The organism is Arthrobacter sp. 9E16 (assembly GCF_002929435.1).
Taxonomy (GTDB): domain Bacteria; phylum Actinomycetota; class Actinomycetes; order Actinomycetales; family Micrococcaceae; genus Arthrobacter_B; species Arthrobacter_B sunyaminii.
Window position 1 is genome coordinate 437649 of record NZ_PJIU01000001.1, and the last position, 21010, is coordinate 458658.

Annotated in this window: 15 protein-coding genes and 1 pseudogene; all 16 read right to left on the reverse strand. The window is 64.0% G+C overall.

Going from position 1 to position 21010, the window contains the following annotated elements:
- Positions 1–3110: pseudogene (locus CXR00_RS02045) on the reverse strand (hypothetical protein); the annotation flags it as partial.
- A 226-nt stretch (positions 3111–3336) separates the two neighbouring features.
- Positions 3337–4527 (reverse strand): elongation factor Tu, encoded by a 1191-nt coding sequence (gene tuf, locus CXR00_RS02050; protein WP_104052739.1) that lies wholly within the window; start codon positions 4525–4527, stop codon positions 3337–3339.
- Between the two features lie 224 nt (positions 4528–4751).
- Positions 4752–6866 carry an elongation factor G gene (gene fusA, locus CXR00_RS02055; RefSeq protein WP_104052740.1) on the reverse strand — a complete coding sequence of 705 codons (2115 nt, stop codon included), beginning with the start codon at positions 6864–6866 and terminating at the stop codon, positions 4752–4754.
- Positions 6867–6983: 117 nt separating this feature from the next.
- Positions 6984–7454 carry a 30S ribosomal protein S7 gene (rpsG, locus tag CXR00_RS02060; protein WP_104052741.1) on the reverse strand — a complete coding sequence of 157 codons (471 nt, stop codon included), beginning with the start codon at positions 7452–7454 and terminating at the stop codon, positions 6984–6986.
- 1 nt (position 7455) lies between these two features.
- Positions 7456–7830 carry a 30S ribosomal protein S12 gene (gene rpsL, locus CXR00_RS02065; protein WP_104052742.1) on the reverse strand — a complete coding sequence of 125 codons (375 nt, stop codon included), beginning with the start codon at positions 7828–7830 and terminating at the stop codon, positions 7456–7458.
- 310 nt (positions 7831–8140) lie between these two features.
- Positions 8141–8932, reverse strand: a complete 792-nt coding sequence (locus tag CXR00_RS02070) for an IclR family transcriptional regulator C-terminal domain-containing protein (RefSeq protein ID WP_104052743.1) — start codon at positions 8930–8932, stop codon at positions 8141–8143.
- A gap of 28 nt (positions 8933–8960) precedes the next feature.
- Positions 8961–9665, reverse strand: coding sequence for a 3-oxoacid CoA-transferase subunit B (locus CXR00_RS02075; protein ID WP_104052744.1), 705 nt, complete (start codon positions 9663–9665; stop codon positions 8961–8963).
- On the reverse strand, positions 9662–10345 hold the full coding sequence (locus tag CXR00_RS02080) for a 3-oxoacid CoA-transferase subunit A (RefSeq protein ID WP_104052745.1): 684 nt from the start codon (positions 10343–10345) through the stop codon (positions 9662–9664). The genes CXR00_RS02075 and CXR00_RS02080 overlap by 4 nt, the downstream gene beginning before the upstream one ends.
- A gap of 8 nt (positions 10346–10353) precedes the next feature.
- Positions 10354–11565: a thiolase family protein gene (locus CXR00_RS02085; RefSeq protein ID WP_104052746.1), complete on the reverse strand. Its 1212-nt coding sequence runs from the start codon at positions 11563–11565 to the stop codon at positions 10354–10356.
- Positions 11562–11972, reverse strand: a complete 411-nt coding sequence (pcaC, locus tag CXR00_RS02090; protein WP_104052747.1) for a 4-carboxymuconolactone decarboxylase — start codon at positions 11970–11972, stop codon at positions 11562–11564. Before pcaC ends, CXR00_RS02085 begins: the two co-directional genes overlap by 4 nt.
- Positions 11973–11977: 5 nt before the next feature.
- Positions 11978–12790 (reverse strand): alpha/beta fold hydrolase, encoded by an 813-nt coding sequence (locus CXR00_RS02095; protein ID WP_104052748.1) that lies wholly within the window; start codon positions 12788–12790, stop codon positions 11978–11980.
- Positions 12787–14208, reverse strand: coding sequence for a lyase family protein (locus tag CXR00_RS02100; protein ID WP_104052749.1), 1422 nt, complete (start codon positions 14206–14208; stop codon positions 12787–12789). Before CXR00_RS02100 ends, CXR00_RS02095 begins: the two co-directional genes overlap by 4 nt.
- Positions 14209–14210: 2 nt before the next feature.
- On the reverse strand, positions 14211–14777 hold the full coding sequence (gene pcaG, locus CXR00_RS02105) for a protocatechuate 3,4-dioxygenase subunit alpha (protein ID WP_104052750.1): 567 nt from the start codon (positions 14775–14777) through the stop codon (positions 14211–14213).
- Positions 14777–15595 (reverse strand): protocatechuate 3,4-dioxygenase subunit beta, encoded by an 819-nt coding sequence (pcaH, locus tag CXR00_RS02110; protein ID WP_104053680.1) that lies wholly within the window; start codon positions 15593–15595, stop codon positions 14777–14779. The genes pcaG and pcaH overlap by 1 nt, the downstream gene beginning before the upstream one ends.
- Before the next feature lie 120 nt (positions 15596–15715).
- Positions 15716–16954, reverse strand: a complete 1239-nt coding sequence (locus tag CXR00_RS02115; RefSeq protein ID WP_237685629.1) for a 4-hydroxybenzoate 3-monooxygenase — start codon at positions 16952–16954, stop codon at positions 15716–15718.
- A gap of 97 nt (positions 16955–17051) precedes the next feature.
- Positions 17052–20942 (reverse strand): DNA-directed RNA polymerase subunit beta', encoded by a 3891-nt coding sequence (locus CXR00_RS02120; protein ID WP_104052752.1) that lies wholly within the window; start codon positions 20940–20942, stop codon positions 17052–17054.
- Positions 20943–21010: the final 68 nt, after the last annotated feature.

Below are 21010 nucleotides of genomic sequence, written 5' to 3' on the forward strand. Positions count from 1 at the left end.
GCCAGGGGCAGCAAAGCCAGCACCGCAATACTCCCCCACTGAGCAACCGGCACCAGCTGACCCAGTCCCACACCGCCGAACCGGTCCTGCAACACCGTCCGCACCACCTGCTGAACGGCCACCGAAACAGCCACCGCAACAAACACCCCGTGCACGCTCAACTCCAGGTCCGCAACAACCAGCGCCGCCAACACCGTCAGCATCACCTGGGCTGCCAGCACGTACCGGCCCCGCACTTCCGCCCGCGCCCACCGCACGGCCATGAACCCGCAGTACGCCAAAGCCGCACCGACAAGCACCTCATACCCGCGCAGCCCCAGCACCCCGGCACCAACCAGCGCAGCCGCAGCAAACCCGCCAGGGCCCACCCACTCCAACCAGGAACTCGCAGCGAAGAACCGCCGCAGCACCACCGACGTCAGCACATTGACCGCCAGCGCACCGAACACCACGCACAACGTGAGCACAGTCCCCGGATCCTCCACGAACCGCAGCCACACCGTCAGCACCGGCACCAGCCCGGCCGCGCCGCCCAGCACGGCATCCGCAAACCGAACCGGACGGCCGGAAACCAGCCGTGCCGTTGCCGCTGCCTGCATAAAGAGAGTCATCCCGATGGCAATTCCCAGCAGCAGCACGTACGTGGACTTTTGGACCGGAACAGCAATGAGGAAGTAGGCCAGGGGCAGCAAAGCCAGCACCGCAATACTCCCCCACTGAGCAACCGGCACCAGCTGACCCAGTCCCACACCGCCGAACCGGTCCTGCAACACCGTCCGCACCACCTGCTGAACGGCCACCGAAACAGCCACCGCAACAAACACCCCGTGCACGCTCAACTCCAGGTCCGCAACAACCAGCGCCGCCAACACCGTCAGCATCACCTGGGCTGCCAGCACGTACCGGCCCCGCACTTCCGCCCGCGCCCACCGCACGGCCATGAACCCGCAGTACGCCAAAGCCGCACCGACAAGCACCTCATACCCGCGCAGCCCCAGCACCCCGGCACCAACCAGCGCAGCCGCAGCAAACCCGCCAGGGCCCACCCACTCCAACCAGGAACTCGCAGCGAAGAACCGCCGCAGCACCACCGACGTCAGCACATTGACCGCCAGCGCACCGAACACCACGCACAACGTGAGCACAGTCCCCGGATCCTCCACGAACCGCAGCCACACCGTCAGCACCGGCACCAGCCCGGCCGCGCCGCCCAGCACGGCATCCGCAAACCGAACCGGACGGCCGGCACCCAGCAGGTAAACGGACAGCACCTGGTTCACCAGTACGGCGGCAATAAACAGGGTCAGGGTCCACGCCCACACGGTCTGCCCGTCCAGACTGGCACTTTCCATTCCCGCCACGGACAGGACAGGCACCAGGCCGGTAGCGGCGCACCGCGCGCCGACGATAAAGTCCTGGCGCTGCACGCCGGACGAGGAGACAGCGCGCAGGACCAGGAAGGCCACTACCAACACGCCCAGCAGGACGGCCGTCCACAGCGATCCGTCCCAAGGGTCAAAGAGCCGGGGAATAAAGCCGGGCAGTGCCGCCGCTGCAACCGTTGCGGCGGGAATAAAAGGAACCTTCCAAGCTGCAACCATGAACGTGATCAGTACCAGCACGGACGTGGCGGTGAACGCGGCCAAGCTCCCGCTGCCGCCTTCGAAGGATGCTGCGATTCCTGCAGCAACTGCGGCAGCGGCTTGTTGGCACAGCAGGAGAACCAGATCGACGCCGAAGAATCGTTTTCCGCCAACGGCATTATAGTGACGGCGCCACGCCGCCAGTCCCGCCGTTTGGAGCGCCAGGAGCAGGGAAAGGACAAGGAGCGCGGTTCCAAGATCATCGCCAACCTCGTAGGACAGCACTGTCAGTCCTGCCGTGGCCGAGATCCGGAAACCGTAGCTGTTGATCAGGCGTTCCCGCCGCGGGCTCTGCAGGAACAGAACGGCGTAGTAGCAGGCGAACGACAGGAACAGGATGGAGAACTGCCATCCTCCCAGCTCTGCGGCTGTTAGGACCGCCACGGCTGCCGTGGCCGGAACCAGGAAGCGGTGGGAGCGGACAAAGGCGTCCAGATACAGGTTGTTCAGCCACGCCGGGCGGCGCATGGCCACCAGGGAGATCGCCGTCGCCAACAGGACAGTGAAGAGAAAGTACCAGACAATTCCGGAGCGCAGGGCGGCGCCTGAGGCCAGCGCTGTCGAGAGCAGGAAGGTTATGGACAGGTAGGCAACAACCCTGCTGTCCAGCTTTGCAGCTGCATAGCCAAACGCCATGGTTCCGACAAGCGAGGTGGCCAGCCAGGCCAGGGGCGCATCGCGGAGCACAAAGTTGTTCAATGCCAGGCCCACCACAGGGATGAGAGCCAAACCGGTTCCGGTAAAGGCCACGCCGGCTGGCCGCAGCCGCCGGCTTCGCGCATGCACAGCCAGCCCGCCCGCGTAAAACATGCCGGAAACAATGCTCACGCCCGCAAACCGTGCGGTCTGCGATATTGCCAAGCCGATGAAGAGTGAGGCGGCGGCAACCAGCAGGAGGCAGGCAGCGTACAGGGTGATGTTGATGTTGCGCAGGTCCCTGCGGTGTTTGCGGGCTTCCTCTTCCGCCTTCAGGGCCGCAAGTTGCTTGGGACCGGGAGTCACAGCCATAGGAGGCGCAGGCCGGGCGGGAGTCACAGCCGTAGGAGGCGCAGGCCGGGCGGGAGTGGACAGGGACGGAACCGGTCCGGCCCGGAGCGCCTCGGGCGGCGGACCGTCCAGGCGGGGAGTTTCCGGCGGTTTGGCAGTCTCCGGCGGTTTGGCAGTCTCCGGTGGTTTGGCAGTCTCCGGTGGTTTGGCAGTCTCGGGCGGCCTGGGAATTTCCAGGACGGGCTGCCGCAGCGCAGTCTCGCTGCCGGCCCCGTGCGCCGCAGAAGCGATGGTGTAGCCCGCCCGGTAACCTTCGTTGAAAGCCTTGCTGAGAGCCTCTGACGCCGCCGGCGCCGCCTGTGCCTGTGCCTGTGCCGGCACAGCAGGTTCCGAAGCCTGCGAGCCGTGGCCGCGGCAGAACCAGCCTATGGCGAAGCCGATGCCCATGAGCACCAGGACCGCCCCAACAACTATCTCCATTGCCCGTCAACCCCCATTAAGCGATGCAAATCTGCTTCACATCATAGAGGCCTTGTCGTTGGCTTCAGGACAGAGTGCACCGCGGATGGGGATAACTCCCCTGCCTGCCGGCCCACCGCCCGGTTAAAGCAAGATGTCCCCGCTGCGTGAGCAGCGGGGACATCTTTTCAGTTCGTATCCTTACCCGGAGGCAGGATCCTCACCGTGGATTCAGCAAGTAAGGAAATTACTTGATGATCTTGGTGACACGGCCTGAACCAACGGTGCGGCCGCCTTCGCGGATAGCGAAGCCGAGGCCTTCTTCCATGGCGATGGGCTGGATGAGCTCAACGGTCATCTCAGTGTTGTCGCCGGGCATAACCATTTCCGTGCCCTCGGGCAGGGTGATAACGCCGGTTACGTCCGTGGTGCGGAAGTAGAACTGCGGGCGGTAGTTCGAGTAGAACGGGTTGTGGCGTCCGCCTTCATCCTTGGACAGGATGTAGACGTTGGCCTCGAAGTCGGTGTGCGGGGTGATGGAACCCGGCTTCACGACAACCTGGCCGCGCTCTACGTCTTCGCGCTTGATGCCGCGGAGCAGGAGACCACAGTTCTCGCCTGCCCATGCTTCGTCAAGCTGCTTGTGGAACATCTCGATACCGGTAACCGTGGTCTTCTGGACCGGACGGATGCCGACGATCTCGACCTCGGAGTTGATGGCAAGGGTACCGCGCTCGGCGCGGCCCGTGACAACGGTTCCACGACCGGTGATCGTGAAGACGTCCTCGATCGGCATCAGGAACGGCTTGTCCTTGTCGCGGATCGGGTCCGGCACGTTGTTGTCAACGGCTTCCATGAGCTCTTCGACGGAAGCAACCCACTTCGGGTCGCCTTCCAGAGCCTTGAGGCCGGAGACGCGAACGACGGGAGCGTTGTCGCCGTCGAATTCCTGGGAGCTCAGCAGTTCGCGAACTTCCATTTCAACGAGGTCCAGCAGTTCCTCGTCGTCGACCATGTCGGACTTGTTCAGTGCGACCAGCAGGTAGGGAACGCCAACCTGGCGGGCCAGCAGAACGTGCTCGCGGGTCTGGGCCATCGGACCGTCGGTAGCGGCAACCACGAGGATTGCGCCGTCCATCTGAGCTGCACCAGTGATCATGTTCTTGATGTAGTCAGCGTGACCGGGGGCGTCTACGTGTGCGTAGTGGCGCTTCTCGGTCTGGTACTCGATGTGCGAGATGTTGATGGTGATACCGCGCTGGCGCTCTTCAGGTGCAGAGTCGATAGCAGCGAAATCGCGCTTTTCATTCAGATCAGGGTACTTGTCAGCAAGCACCTTCGAAATGGCAGCGGTCAACGTCGTCTTTCCATGGTCAACGTGACCAATGGTGCCGATGTTGACGTGCGGCTTAGTCCGCTCGAACTTTGCCTTCGCCACGGGTTCCTCCTAGAAAGGTTGAAGACTCAATCTCCAACAGCGCTTCTCGCTGCTGAAACTGATGTAAGTCTACTGGGGGCTGTTTATTTGATGAAATTGCCGTATATCCGCAGCAGCCTGGCGAGGCCGCTCAGTCTGGCTATGCAGCGGGCTTCCGGCCTGGGCCTTGGCCCGCTGCACACAGCTGGTGTTCCGAAGTTGCCCCCGGAACACCAACCAGGGTTTTATTCGCCGCGCGTCTTCTGGATGATCTCGTCGGCTACTGCCTTCGGGACCTCCGCGTAGCTGTTGAACGACATGGAGTACACGGCGCGTCCCTGCGTCTTTGAACGCAGGTCGCCGATGTAGCCGAACATGCCGGACAGCGGTACGTGAGCACGGATGACCTTTACGCCTGCGGCGTCTTCCATGGACTGCATCTGGCCGCGGCGGGAGTTGATGTCACCGATAACTTCACCCATGTATTCCTCAGGGGTGCGGACTTCAACATCCATCAGCGGTTCGAGCAGTACAGGGTTCGCCAGGCGGGCGGCTTCCTTGAAAGCCTGTCGTCCGGCGATCTTGAACGCCATTTCCGAGGAGTCAACGTCGTGGTAGGCGCCGTCAAGCAGGCTTGCCTTGACACCGACCACGGGATAACCGGCGAGCACACCTTCGGTGAGCGCGCTCTGGATACCCTGGTCAACGCTGGGGATGTATTCACGGGGAATACGGCCACCGGTGACCTTATTGTCGAACTCGTAGAACACGCCTTCCGACGTGTCCATCGGCTCGATCGCGATCTGGACCTTTGCGAACTGGCCCGAACCACCGGTCTGCTTCTTGTGCGTGTAGTCATGCTTGGCCACAGCGCGCTTGATGGTTTCGCGGTAGGCAACCTGGGGCTTGCCCACGTTTGCCTCGACGCGGAATTCGCGGCGCATGCGGTCAACCAGGATGTCCAGGTGCAGCTCGCCCATACCGGCGATGATCGTCTGGTTGGTGTCTTCGTCGAGGGAGACCTGGAAGGTCGGATCCTCTTCGGAGAGCTTCTGGATGGCCGTGGAGAGCTTCTCCTGGTCACCCTTGGTCTTCGGTTCGATGGCCACGGAAATCACGGGCTCCGGGAAGCTCATGGATTCCAGCACGATCGGGTTCTGAAGGTCGCACAGGGTGTCACCCGTGGTGGTGTCCTTCAGGCCAATCGCAGCGTAGATGTGACCGGTGGTGATCTCTTCGACCGGGTTTTCCTTGTTGGCGTGCATCTGGAAGAGCTTTCCGATGCGCTCCTTCTTCTGCTTGGTCGCATTCATGACCTGGGCGCCGGAAGCAGCGTGACCGGAGTACACGCGGATGTACGTCAGGCGGCCGAAGAACGGGTGCGTGACAACCTTGAACGCCAGGGCCGAGAACGGAGCGTTGGCATCAGCGGCGCGTTCGAGGATGACCTCTTCGTCGCGGATGTCGTGGCCCTTGATGTTCGGGACGTCCAGCGGGTTCGGCAGGTAGGCGACGACGGCGTCAAGCATCGGCTGTACGCCGCGGTTCTTGAACGCGGAACCGCACAGCACCGGGTAAACCAGCGAGTTGATGGTCAGGTGGCGGATGCCGGCCTTGATTTCCTCGGTGGTGAATTCTTCACCTTCGAGGTACTTGTTCATCAGTTCGTCGCTGGCTTCGGCAACGGTCTCGATGAGCGCGGCGCGGTACTCTTCAGCCTTTTCGGCCAGATCGGCCGGGATGGGCTCGACCTCGTACTTGGCACCCATGGTGACGTCACCCTTGGAGTCGCCGCGCCACGTCAGTGCACGCATCTCGACCAGGTCAACGACGCCTTCAAACTCGCTCTCGGCACCGATGGGCAGCTGGATAACCAGCGGCTTCGCGCCGAGGCGGTTGATGATCGTGTCCACAGTGAAGTAGAAGTCAGCGCCAAGCTTGTCCATCTTGTTGACGAAGCAGATGCGCGGAACGTTGTACTTGTCAGCCTGGCGCCAAACAGTCTCGGACTGCGGCTCCACGCCTTCCTTGCCGTCGAAAACGGCTACAGCGCCGTCGAGCACGCGCAGGGACCGCTCAACCTCGACCGTGAAGTCAACGTGACCCGGGGTGTCGATGATGTTGATCTGGTTGTTGTCCCAGTAGCACGTGGTAGCTGCGGAGGTAATGGTGATACCCCGCTCCTGCTCCTGTGCCATCCAGTCCATGGTGGACGCACCGTCGTGGGTCTCACCAATCTTGTGGTTGACACCGGTGTAGAACAGGATGCGCTCGGTGGTGGTGGTCTTGCCGGCATCAATGTGGGCCATGATGCCGATGTTGCGGACCTTGTTCAGGTCGGTAAGCACGTCAAGTGCCACGGTTTCTCCCTTAGTTGGTTTTTGCCGGTTCGACTGCGTTTATCTGCTTCGGGCCCCGCACCCCGCCGTAAGCGGAATGCAGGGCCTTGAAGGAGTGGCCGCCGTCGGCCTGGCTTATTACCAGCGGTAGTGTGCGAAGGCCTTGTTGGATTCAGCCATCTTGTGGGTGTCTTCGCGGCGCTTGACTGCTGCACCAAGACCGTTGGAAGCATCCAGGATCTCGTTGCGCAGACGCTCGGTCATGGTCTTTTCGCGGCGGGCCTTGGAGTAGCCGACCAGCCAGCGCAGGGCCAGTGCAGTTGCACGGCCCGGCTTGACCTCAACCGGAACCTGGTAGGTGGCGCCGCCGACGCGGCGGGACTTGACCTCAAGGCTGGGCTTGATGTTGTCCATGGCCTTCTTCAGGGCTGCAACGGGGTCTCCCCCGGTCTTCTCCTGAGCGCCTGCGAGTGCACCGTAAACAATGCGCTCAGCGGTGGACTTCTTGCCGTCGACGAGAACCTTGTTGATCAGCTGAGTGACCAGCGGGGAGCCGTAGACGGGATCCAGTACGAGCGGCCGCTTGGGGGCCGGACCCTTGCGGGGCATATTACTTCTTCTCCATCTTCGCGCCGTAACGGCTGCGAGCCTGCTTGCGGTTCTTGACACCCTGGGTGTCGAGTGCGCCGCGAACGATCTTGTAACGAACACCGGGCAGGTCCTTCACACGACCACCGCGAACGAGGACGATGGAGTGTTCCTGCAGGTTGTGACCAACACCGGGGATGTAGGCGGTCACTTCAATGCCACCGTTCAGGCGCACGCGGGCAACCTTACGCAGTGCAGAGTTCGGCTTCTTCGGGGTGGTGGTGTAAACGCGGGTGCAGACACCACGGCGCATCGGGCTGCCCTGGAGGGCAGGAGCCTTGGTCTTGGAGACCTTGGGTGACCGGCCCTTGCGGACCAGCTGCTGAATCGTAGGCACTTTCGTGTTCTCCGTTTTTTCTCGAGATAAGTTCTCTTGGTTGCTCCGCCCCGCTGTCAGCTGTTGGAACAGCCGAGGCGACGCGCTTTAAGTCGTCGTTTCCGCAATGCCCCGAGAAGCTCCGATAGTCTCGCCGAAAGCGACCGTAGGCGTGCAAAAGTGTGGCATTCGTTGCACAGGAACCCTGCAACCCGGAAACAGGCCCGCTACGATAAGCGTCCTTCATCCACTGCCACACAAACAATTGATTATTAGTCTAACAGACTTAAGCTTCCCCGCCTGACGATGCGGCAAGAATCACATCCTGAGGCTAGCTCCCGGCAACCAGCGCGGCGGTAATCTTCGCCGCAGTCTGCTGCAGGTGCGGCAAGACCTCCGCAACAGCTTCCTCCAGAGTACTCCCGCCTGTCCCCAACGAAGCCTGCATGGAGGTATTGATGGCTGCAATCACATCCCCGCCCGGCCCTCGGACCGGGACGGCAACGGAGCGCAGCCCCGCTTCGAGCTCCTGGTCCACGACGGCCCAGCCGGCTTCCCTCACCCTGGTTATCTCTTCCCGGAGGTCCGTGACGGAGGTGAGGGTCCGTTCCGTCAGCGGCCGGGGCTGGACCTGAGCCAGGTACTGCTCCAGCTCCGCGTCCGGCAGGCCGGCCAGCAGGACCCGCCCCATGGAGGTGGCATAGGCGGGGAACCGGGTACCGACGGCGATGCCAACGCGCATCAGCCTCCGGGTATGGATTCGGGCGACGTAGACAATGTCCTGGCCGTCAAGGATGGACGCGGACGTGGACTCAGAGATGGTGCGGGAGAGGTCTTCCAGTAGGGGCTGCGCCAACTGCGGCAGGGTCTGGCCCGAGAGGTAGGAATATCCCAGGCCCAGCACCTGGGCGGTCAGCTCAAAATTGCGGCCGTCAGTGCGCATGTACCCCAAATCCACGAGGGTCAGCAGGAACCGCCGGGCGGTGGCACGGGTCAGCCCGGTCCGGCGGGAAACCTCGCTCAGGGTCATGCTGACGTGGTCGGCATCGAAGGACCGGATCACGCTTAGGCCGCGCGCCAGCGACTGGACGTGCTGGCCGCTTGCGGCGGAGGTCTCGCTCATTTCTCCCTCGTGGATAACGGTGCCGGCCTTAGGTGCCGGCCGGATCGCGGATCAGCGGAACATCCATCACGGCGGCAAGCTCCTCGAAGCTGATGCCGTGGGTTTCCCGCACGTGCACGCCGTCCTCCTTCAGCAGGAAGACCGCTTCATTAGTGTAGACGCGGGTCACGCAGCCCACTCCCGTCAGGGGGTAGGTGCACTGGCGGACGAGTTTGCTCAGGCCTTCCCGGGTGAACAGGGACATCATGACGTAGACGTCCTTGGCTCCGGTTGCCAGGTCCATGGCCCCGCCCACGGCGGGAATGGCGTCGGCGGCGCCGGTGTGCCAGTTGGCCAGGTCTCCTGAGGCCGAAACCTGGAAAGCGCCAAGCACGCAGACGTCCAGGTGACCGCCGCGCATGATGGCGAAGGAATCGGCGTGATGGAAGTACGCCGCTCCCGGCAGCTCGGTGACCGGGATCTTTCCGGCGTTGATCAGATCGCCGTCGATCTGGCTGCCCTGCGCTTGGGGCCCCATTCCCAGCATTCCGTTTTCGGTGTGCAGGGTAATCTTCTGCTCCGGCACCAGGTAGTTCGACACCAGGGTGGGCTGGCCGATCCCGAGGTTGACGTAGGAACCGGGTGCGATGTCCCGCGCCACCAGTTCCGCTAGCTGGAACTTATCCAGGCGGTCCCCGGTTTCCGTCCCGTCTGCTGTGCCTTCTGCTCTCGTGCCTTCAGTTGAAATGTTCATGCTGCTGCCGGCTCCTTTTCCTCTGCCACGCGCACCAGCGTGTTCACGTAAATACCCGGTGTGACGACGTGCTCCGGATCCAGGTCCCCCGGGTCCACGACGTCGCGGACCTGGACAATGGCGTTCGTCGCCGCGGCGGCCATGATGGGACCGAAGTTGCGGGCGGTCTTGCGGTAGACGAGGTTCCCTGCCCGGTCGGCACGCAGTGCCTTGACCAGCGCAAAGTCCGCCGAAAGCGGGGATTCGAAAACGTAGCCCCGGCCGTCGATGATCCGGGTCTCCTTGCCCTCAGCGAGCATCGTTCCGTACCCGGTGGGCGTGAAGAAGCCGCCGATGCCCGCCCCTGCGGCCCGGATCCGCTCGGCAAGGTTGCCCTGCGGCACCAGCTCGAGTTCGATCTCCCCCGCACGGAACTTCGCGTCGAAAATCTGGGAGTCGGACTGCCGCGGGAAGGAACAGATGATTTTCTTCACCCTGCCGGCGCCAATGAGCGCTGCCAGGCCGTGTTCACCGTTGCCGGCGTTGTTATTCACCACTGTCAGGTCCGAGGCTCCCTGCCGGAGCAGCGCCTCGATCAGTTCCACGGGCTGTCCGGCCTTGCCGAAGCCGCCGATCATGACGGTTGCCCCGTCGGTGATGGACGCAACAGCTTCGTCGACGTCCTGCACGATGTTGAGCACAGTTTCCCCTAGTTCGCGGTGGTTGTTGAGTTTTCGAGCACTACGGCCAGTCCCTGGCCGACGCCGATGCAGATCGCCGCGACGCCCCACCGCTCGCCGGAGGCTTGGAGCCGGCGAGCCAGCGTTCCCAGGATGCGGGTGCCGGAGGCACCGAGCGGGTGTCCGATGGCCACCGCACCTCCCCACGCATTGACGATGTCCGGGTCGATGTCCCAGGCATCGAGGCATGCCAGGGACTGGGCGGCGAAGGCTTCATTGAGCTCGACGGCGCCCACGTCACCCCAGCTGATCCCGGCACGCTTAAGGGCGAGATTAGCGGCTTCGACCGGCGCGTAGCCGAAGTACTGCGGTTCGTTGGCGGCGGCGCCGCGCCCGGCAATGCGGGCCAGCGGGGGCAGCCCGAGAAGACGCTCGGCTGCCTCGCTTCCCAGCCAGGCGGCCGAGGCACCGTCATTCAGCGGCGAGGCGTTGCCGGCGGTAACAGTGCCGCCGGAGGCATCGTTGCCGGCGGGGCGGAACACGGTGGCGAGGGTGGACAGTTTCTCCACCGTCGAACCGGCACGGATGGATTCATCCCGGTCCAGGGCAACACCGTCGACGGCGACGGTCAGGTTGGCGTAGTTGCCTTCGTCCCAGGCCTTGGCGGCCAGCACATGGGACTTTGCCGCAAACTCGTCCTGGCGGTCCCGGGTGATGTTGTACTTTTCGCGCAGCTGCTCGGTCGCTTCGCCCAGCGACACGGTCCACTCCGCGGGCATGGCGGGGTTCACGAGCCGCCAGCCCAGCGTGGTGGAGGCGAGCGTCTGGTTCCCTGCGGGATAGGCCTTCTCGTTTTTCGGGAGTACCCAGGGCGCACGGCTCATGGACTCCACGCCGCCGATGAGCATAAGGTCGGCTTCCCCGGTGTTGATCTGCCGGGACGCGATGATCGCGGCGTCAAGGGAAGAGCCGCAGAGCCGGTTCACCGTGGTTCCCGGGACCGACGTGGGCAGCGAAGCCAGCAGTGACGACATCCTGGCGACGTTGCGGTTCTCCTCGCCTGCGCCGTTGGCGTTGCCGAAGACCACTTCGTCCACGGCCGCGGGATCCAGGTCAGGTGCGCGGTCCACGGCCGCACGGATGACCCGTGCTCCCAGGTCATCCGGCCGCACTCCGGCCAGCGCACCGCCGAATTTGCCGAACGGCGTGCGGACTGCGTCGTAGATGTACGCCTGATTCATCGCTTCTCCAGCCCGTCGAGTTCTGCGAAAACCTGCTGCGCCGTCTTGAATGCCGAATTGGCAGCCGGAACGCCGCAGTAGATGGCCGACTGCAGAATGATTTCCTTGATTTCGGCCCGGGTCAGCCCGTTGGTCAGCGCTGAGCGGACATGCATGGCGAACTCCTCCGTGTGCCCGTGGGCAATCAGTGCGGTGAGCGTGATCGCGCTGCGCATGGTCCGGGGCAGTCCGGGCCGGGTCCAGATACTTCCCCACGCATACTTGGTGATGAGCTCCTGGAAGTCCTCGGTGAATTCGTCCTTGGCGGCGTTCGTGCGGTCCACGTGGGCAGCACCGAGCACCTCGCGGCGGACGGCCATCCCCTCGTCGTAGACGTCCTGCTGGGTCTTGTCTGCATCCTCAATCATGGAACCTACAGTCCTTCCTGATATGCGGCACCAAAGAAGCTGCGCAGCAGGTGAGCGGTTTCTTCCGGCTTTTCGGCGGGAAGCAGATGGGCGGCGCCGCCGACGGCGGCACTGGTGCCGTTGGGCGTGCGCTCGGCAACGTACTCGGCGAACGACGGCGGGGTGACCGCGTCCTGCTCGCCCGCCAGCGCAAGCAGGGGAAGGGTGATGTCGCCGAGCCTGCCGCGGACGTCGAATTCGGCCAGGGCCTCACAGCAAAACGCATAAGAGAACCGGTCTGCGTCCTGGAGGGAATGCAAAAGGGCAGCGGAGGCGGCCGGTTCACGGTCGATAAAGCCGGGGGCAAACCAGCGCTCAGCGGAGCCGGCCAGGACTGCGGGAGTGCCCTGGTTCCGGACCGTATCGGCGCGCTCTGCCCAGCCTTCGGCGTCGCCGATTTTTGCGCCGGAGCACAGAATCGCCAGTCCCTCGAATTCCGGGGAGTGGTCCAGCCCCAACTGCAGTCCCACGGCCCCGCCCAGGGACACTCCGGCGTAGTACACGCTCTGCTGCGCTGTGATGTCGCCGCCGGCACGTGCTGCGGCAACCAGGGCCGCAACACTGTCGGACAGGTCGGCCACGCTGAACGGCTCGGTGGCTGCGGGGCTGAGGCCGTGTCCGGGAAGGTCCCAGGCGATCACGGTGAAGGGTTTCAGCACGGCTGCGGCCGGGGACCACAGCGCCGCGGCGGAGGTCCCCAGCGACGGGCCGGCGATGAGGACGGGAGCATTCGCGCCGGCGGCGCTGAGGAGGCTGGCTTTGAGGACGGGCTGGCTCACCGGGAGCTCCTTACGGGATAGGCGGCAAGAATGCGGTCAATCAGGGCGGAGGCCTCGCCCACGTAGTTGGCGGGATCCAGCTGGGCGGCAAGCTCGGCATCGCTCAGCACATCGGCGGATACTGACTCGCGCAGCATTTCGCCCAGAGAGCTCCCCGTGGTCTGGGCGGCGGTGACCAGCTCCTGAAGGCGGGCCTTGCCGCTGCCGGGTCCGCCGTCGTCGTCCAGCAGCGGGGCAACCGTGGCCATCAACCGTTCACTGACCACCAGCGGTCCGGCGGCGAGCAGGTTGTCCCGAAGCACTGCGGTGTTTACGGTGAGCCCTTCGGTGAGTTCAGCGAGTTTCTCCGCAGCGCCCGAGGCCAGCCGCAGCAGGGAGCGCAGTGCCTGCCACTCGGTGTGCCAGGAGCCGCCGGGGCGCTCGTCGTCCGCAGCTCCGGCCGCGGTCTGGAGCGCCGCCCCGCAGCCCGGACCGGCCAGCGCGGCGCTGCGGATGAGCACGGACAGCACCGGGTTCCGCTTCTGCGGCATGGCCGAGGATCCCCCGCGGCCAGCCGCCCGCGGCTCGGAGACCTCCGCTACCTCGGGCCTGCTCATCAGCAGGACGTCATTGGCGATCTTGCCGGCGGCAGACAGCAGGTCCTGCAGGGCGGCAGCCACCGCAGTGACGGGCAGCCGGTTTCCCTGCCATGGTGCGGCCGGCGCTGCCAGTCCCAGCCGGAGTGCCAGTTCGTCGGCAAGCTCCAGAGGCGTTGCCGCTGATCCGCTGGCATCCACGACGGTGCGCAGGGCCGCAAGCGTGCCCGAGCCGCCGCCCCACTGCAGGGGCAGACGGGATGCTGCTGTTTCGAGGGCCTCCGCCGCCTGCCCGATCCCGTGCAGCCACTGGGCGGCGCGGAGACCGAAGGTGGAGGGCAGTGAATGCTGGGTGAGGGTCCGGGCCACGCAGAGGGTATGCCGGTGCTCGACGGCGAGACCGGCCAGAGCAGACATGGTCCGCCGGGTATCGGAGGCAATGCCTGCCAGCGTGTCCGCGGAGACCAGCATCAGGGCCGTGTCCAGGACGTCCTGGCTGGTGGCTGCAGTGTGCACCGCTTCGGCGGCAGCGGGCGAAATATCGCGCACCTTGGCGCGCAGGTCAGCCAGCAGGGGGATCACCGGGTTGCCTCCCCCGGCGGACCGGGCTGCCAGGGACGCCGGGTCGTAGAGGTCGGCGCGGAAGGCGGGGGCGGCCTCGTCGGGCAACTGCGGTGCAATGACGCCCGCGCCGGCCAGGACGCGCAGCCATTGGAGTTCGACGTCCAGCAGTTTCTGAACAATCCGGCGGTCACCAGTCCGGCCCGCACCGGTGGTGCCTGCCCACACCGGGGACAACAGCCCGTAGTCTGCGGTGTCCGCTGCGCTTACTGATCCGGTCATCGTTAGGCTCCGGGGAAGGACAGGAAAACGGTTTCATCCCGGCCCTGCAGGCTGATGTTCCAGCGCAGACCGCCGTCCGCCTCACGGGTGGCGATCAGGGTCCGGCGGCGTTCCTCGGGCAGCGAGGAGAGCAGGGTATCCCGGGCCAGGGCCTCTTCGTCGTCCGGCAGGTACATCCGGGTGTGCAGCTTGTTCAGCAGGCCGCGGGCAAAAATGACGAAGGAAATGAAGGGTGCCGCTCCTTCTTCCGCGGGACCGGGGTTCACCGTGGTGAAGGTGTAGTTGCCGGCATTGTCGACTGCGGTGCGGCCCCAGCCGGTAAAGGTGTAACCGTCACGGACCAGGGAACCTGCCCGCTGCGGGATGTTGCCGTCGGCGTCGGCCTGCCAGATTTCCAGCAGGGCGTCCGGGATGGGATCCCCGGCGCCGTCGGTCACGGTACCCTGCAGCCGGACGCTCCCGGGCACGCCCGGGGACAGCAGCTGGTTGTCCTTCTCGAAGGGGAGGGCATAGCCGTAGAACGGGCCGATGGTCTGGCCCGGCGTGGCTGTCAGCTTCTGCTCGCTCATTACTCTGCGTCCTCTTCTTCCATCCAGGTGCGGTTGCTGCCGGTGAGCACGATGTCCCAGTTGTAGCCGGTGGCCCACTCGTGCGAGGTGATGTTGTGGTCGTACGCGGCCACGAGGCGGTTCCGTGCTTTCTGGTCGGTGATCGACTGGTAGATCGGATCCAGGGCGAACAGCGGATCCCCGGGAAAATACATCTGGGTGATCATGCGCTGGGTGAAGTCGGTGCCGAAGAGCGAGAAGTGGATGTGCGCCGGCCGCCAGGCGTTGTAATGGTTCTTCCACGGGTACGGTCCGGGCTTGATGGTGGTGAACTCGTAGAAGCCGTCCTCAGTAGTGAGGCAGCGGCCGACGCCGGTGAAGTTGGGGTCGATCGGAGCCGGGTGCTGATCCCGCTTGTGGATGTAGCGTCCCGCCGAGTTCGCCTGCCAGATTTCCACCAGCTGGTTACGGACCGGATGCCCGTCGCCGTCGAGGACGCGTCCGCGGACAATGATCCGCTCCCCCAGCGGTTCGCCGTTGTGCTGGATGGTCAGGTCACTTTCCAGGGCGTGGACATCCTGGTGTCCGAAGGCCGGGGACCACAGCTCGATGGTTTCGGGGTCCGCGTGGTGCGGATCCTTGGTGGGGTGGCGCAGAAGGGAGCTGCGGTACGGCTGGAAGTCCACGCGGGGCTGGGTCTCCTCCGTGCCGCCGTCGTCCACCGTTTTGCGGTAGGCGGCATGGATCGAATCGATCTCCGCGGAAATCTGGTCCTGCGAGGCTTCCGCAGCATCCAGCCGTTCGATCACATGGCTGTCCTGGAACAGGCCTTCTTCCATTTCCATGGTTCTCCCTTGTCGATGTTTCCCCTCTGCCCGTACCGCTGCCAAGCATCTTGAGGATGGGACCACCCTACGTCAATGTTCACTTTGTGTACAGGTGTTCACTATACGAACTTTCTATTTCGGGGTTGTCGCCGGCCAGCCTGTGTAGGCCTCCGCAAGGTAGGCGCTGCCGTGCCGGGAGGCAACGACGCCGGCCAACTCCCCCAGCGCACGCTTGCGTTCAAAGGGGCTGGCATCGGCCCGGGTATGCAGCATGGAAGTCATCCAGTAAGAGAAATTCTGGGCCCGCCACACCCGTGCCAGTGCGCGCTCGCTGTATCCGTCCAACAGGTCTGTTTTTCCGGTGGCATACAACGATTCAACGGCCTCAAACAGAACCTGGACGTCGGCCAGGGCAAGATTGAGCCCCTTGGCTCCCGTGGGCGGCACGGTGTGTCCTGCATCGCCGGCAAGGAACATCTTCCCGTAGCGCAGCGGCTCGCAAACATAGCTGCGGAACTTCAACAGCGTCTTTTCAAAGATCGGACCGCGTTTGAGCTCAAAGCCGTCGGGGCCGTCCACCCGCCGCTGGAGCTCATCCCAAATCTGCTCCTCGGACCAATCGTCGGGGTTCTCATCAGGGTCGGCCTGAAAGTACATCCGCTGGATAGTCTGGCTGCGCTGGCTGATCAGCGCGAAGCCCCGGCCGGAGTTGGTGTAGATCAATTCAGGTGCACTCGGCGGTGCCTCTGTAAGGATCCCGAACCAGGCAAAGGGGTACTCAATGAAATTCTCCCTGCGCTGTCCGGCCGGGATGGCCCGCCGGCAAATGCCCTGCGAACCGTCCGCGCCCACCAGGATGTCGCAGTGGACCTCGAAGGCGGCACCCTCCGCGTCGGTGAACCGGATTTTGGGCGTATCGGAGGAAAGGTCAAGAACCTCAGTGTCGGAGACCGCCCACCGCACGTCCCCGCCGTCGCGCTCCCTGGCAGCAGCCAGGTCCACGAACACTTCATTCTGCGGATAGAGCCAAACGGACTCCCCCACCAGATCCTGGAAATCTATCCGGTGGCTGACGCCGCCGAAGCGAAGGTCAATACCGTCGTGGCGGTGCCCGTCGGTGAGGACCCTGTTGCTGACACCGCCTTCGGTGAGCATCCGCACCGACCCGTGCTCCAGGATTCCGGCACGGTGCGTGGTGCGGATGGTGTGATAATCCCGTTTCTCCACCACAATGCTCTCAATGCCGGCTTGAGCCAGCAGATGCGAGAGCATCAGTCCGGCAGGACCGGCGCCCACGATGCCGACCCGGGTCTTGAGAACGGTGCGTGCTGCGCCCATGCAGTACTCCTTGGAAAGCTGCCTGTCGGCCATTCCCAAAGTCTGGCACAAACGCGAAAGGTCCCGCACCAAACGGTGCGGGACCTTTCCTTACTGCGGCATGCCGTGTGGCGGGCCGCAGCGTTGCAGGTTAGCGGAAGTCGCTGCCCATGTCGTAGTCATCCAGCGGGATGGCATGGAACTCGGGGCTCAGGCCGCCGTCCACTCCGGCGTAGTCGAAGTCGCTGAAGGCGCTCGGGCCGGTGAACAGGTTGGCCTTTGCTTCTTCGGTCGGCTCGACAGTGACCTCGGTGTAACGGGGAAGGCCCGTTCCGGCCGGGATCAGCTTACCGATGATGACGTTTTCCTTGAGGCCGAGCAGCGGATCGCTCTTGCCTTCCATGGCCGCCTGCGTCAGGACGCGGGTGGTTTCCTGGAAGGAAGCAGCGGACAGCCAGGACTCGGTGGCCAGCGACGCCTTGGTGATACCCATGAGCTCGGGACGGCCGGAGGCCGGCTTCTTGCCCTCGGATACCACGCGGCGGTTCTCGTTCTCGAAGCGGCGGCGCTCGGCCAGCTCACCCGGGAGCAGATCCGAATCGCCGGACTCGATCACGGTCACGCGGCGCAGCATCTGGCGGACGATGACTTCCACGTGCTTGTCGTGGATGCCTACACCCTGGCTGCGGTACACGCGCTGGACTTCGTCCACCAGGAATTCCTGTGCCTTGCGCGGGCCGAGGATACGGAGGATCTGCTTGGGATCCACCGCACCGAAGACCAGCTGCTGGCCAACCTCAACGTGGTCGCCGTCGGCAACCAGCAGGCGGGCACGGCGCAGGACCGGGTACGCGATTTCCTCGGAGCCGTCATCGGGAGTGACAACCAGACGCATCTGGCGGTCGGTCTCTTCGATGGTGACCCGACCCGCGGTCTCGGAGATCGGAGCAACACCCTTGGGTGTGCGTGCTTCGAAGAGCTCCTGGATACGGGGCAGACCCTGGGTGATATCTTCCGCGGAAGCAACACCACCGGTGTGGAAGGTACGCATGGTCAGCTGGGTGCCCGGCTCACCAATGGACTGTGCGGCGATGATGCCGACGGCCTCGCCGATGTCCACGGTCTTACCCGTGGCCAGGGAGCGGCCGTAGCACAGTGCACAGGTACCGACGGCGGACTCACAGGTGAGTACGGAGCGGACCTTGATGTTGGTAACTCCGGCTTCGAACAGCTTCGCGATGAGGACGTCGCCCACATCGTCGCCGCCCTTGGCCAGGACATTGCCCTGGGGGTCGACGACGTCGGTGGCCAGCGTACGGGCGTACGCCGAGTTCTCGACCTCTTCGTGCAGCTGCAGTTCACCGTTGGAGTCCGGCACTGCGATGGTGACATTCAGGCCGCGCTCGGTGCCGCAGTCTTCCTCGCGGACAATGACGTCCTGGGAGACGTCCACCAGACGACGGGTCAGGTAACCCGAGTTGGCGGTACGCAGAGCGGTATCGGCAAGACCCTTACGGGCACCGTGGGTGGCGATGAAGTATTCCAGCACCGACAGGCCCTCGCGGTACGAGGACTTGATCGGGCGGGGAATGATCTCACCCTTAGGGTTGGCCACCAGACCACGGATACCGGCAATCTGGCGAACCTGCAGCCAGTTACCACGGGCACCGGAAGACACCATGCGGTTGATGTTGTTTTCCTTGGGCATGTTCGCACGCATGGCCGCAGCAACTTCGTTCGTTGCCTTGTTCCAAATGTCGATGAGCTCCTGACGGCGCTCGTCTTCTGCGATCAGGCCCTTGCCGTACTGGCTTTCAACCTTGGCAGCCTGTGCTTCGTAAACCTCCATGATGGCCGGCTTGTCGATCGGCGCGGAGATGTCCGAGATGGCAACGGTGACGCCTGAGCGGGTGGCCCAGTAGAAACCGGCGTCCTTCAGGTTATCCAGCGTTGCCGCCGTCATCACCTTCGGGTAGCGCTCTGCCAGGTCGTTCACGATCGTGGACAGCTGGCCCTTGTCTGCAACCTTCTCAACCCACGGGTAATCCGCCGGCAGGGTCTGGTTGAAGATGACCTGGCCCAGGGAGGTCTGGATGAGGGCAGGAGTGCCTTCTTCCCAGCCTTCCGGAGCCGGACGGTCGGCGGAGGGCACAAAGCCTTCCAGACGCATGCTGACCTGAGCGTTCAGGTCCAGCTCACCGAGGTCGTACGCCATCAGGGCTTCGGACGGTGTCGTGAAGAACCGGCCCTCGCCTGCTGCGCCTTCCTTCTTGGTGGTGAGGTGGTGCAGGCCGATGATCATATCCTGCGAAGGCAGGGTTACCGGGCGGCCGTCCGAGGGCTTCAGGATGTTGTTCGAGGACAGCATCAGGATGCGTGCCTCGGCCTGGGCCTCCGGGCTCAGCGGCAGGTGAACTGCCATCTGGTCACCGTCGAAGTCAGCGTTGAACGCGCCACAGACGAGCGGGTGCAGCTGAAGCGCCTTGCCTTCAACGAGCTGCGGCTCGAATGCCTGGATACCCAGGCGGTGCAGGGTGGGTGCACGGTTGAGCAGCACCGGGTGTTCGGTGATGATCTCTTCCAGCACGTCCCAGACCTGCGGGCGGAAACGCTCGACCATACGCTTGGCGCTCTTGATGTTCTGTGCGTGGTTGAGGTCAACCAGGCGCTTCATCACGAACGGCTTGAAGAGCTCCAGGGCCATCTGCTTGGGCAGACCGCACTGGTGCAGCTTCAGCTGCGGACCAACAACAATGACGGAACGGCCGGAGTAGTCAACGCGCTTACCCAGAAGGTTCTGGCGGAAACGACCCTGCTTGCCCTTGAGCATGTCGGAGAGCGACTTCAGCGGGCGGTTGCCCGGTCCGGTGACCGGACGGCCGCGGCGGCCGTTGTCGAACAGGGAGTCAACAGCTTCCTGGAGCATGCGCTTTTCGTTGTTCACGATGATCTCGGGGGCACCGAGATCCAGCAGGCGCTTCAGGCGGTTGTTGCGGTTGATGACGCGGCGGTACAGGTCGTTGAGGTCGGACGTCGCGAAACGGCCGCCGTCGAGCTGGACCATCGGGCGCAGTTCCGGCGGGATGACCGGGACAGCGTCCAGGACCATGCCCAGCGGGCTGTTGGTGGTGGTCAGGAATGCGTTGACAACCTTCAGGCGCTTCAGGGCACGCGTCTTGCGCTGGCCCTTGCCGTTCTGGATGATGTCGCGCAGCAGCTCGGACTCAGCCTGCATGTCGAAGTCCTCAAGGCGCTGCTTGATGGCTTCGGCACCCATGGAGCCTTCGAAGTACAGGCCGTAGCGGTCCCGCAGTTCGCGGTACAGGCCTTCGTCGCCCTCCAGGTCGCCGACCTTGAGGTTCTTGAAGCGCTCCCAAACCTGCTCGAGGCGCTCGATGTTGTTGTCGGCGTCGCGGCGGACCTTGGCCATCTGGCGGTCGGCGGAGTCGCGGGCCTTCTTCTTGTCTGCTGCCTTGGCGCCTTCACCCTCAAGGCGAGCAATTTCGCCCTCAAGGTCCTTGGCGATGGCAGCAATGTCAGCGTCGCGCTGGTCGACGAGGTGCTTGCGCTCCAGGTCGTGCTCGGCCTGCAGGTTCGGAAGTTCCGCGTGGCGGTTTTCTTCGTCCACCGAGGTGATCATGTAGGCAGCGAAGTAGATGACCTTTTCGAGGTCCTTCGGAGCCAGGTCCAGCAGGTAGCCCAGGCGGGACGGAACACCCTTGAAGTACCAGATGTGGGTCACGGGAGCGGCAAGCTCAATGTGGCCCATGCGCTCGCGGCGCACCTTGGCACGGGTGACCTCGACGCCGCAGCGCTCACAGATGATGCCCTTGAAGCGAACTCGCTTGTACTTACCGCAGTAGCATTCCCAGTCGCGGGAAGGACCGAAGATCTTTTCGCAGAAAAGACCGTCCTTCTCCGGCTTCAGGGTTCGGTAGTTGATGGTTTCCGGCTTCTTGACCTCGCCGTAAGACCAACCGCGGATTTCATCCGCGGTGGCAAGGCCGATTCGCATAAGGCCGAACGTGGAATCGTTGGACATGGGTCCCTGTTCTCTCTTGTTCTCTAAATCTGAATGTCTCGGGTACGGGAAGGGGCTGCCGGAGGCCG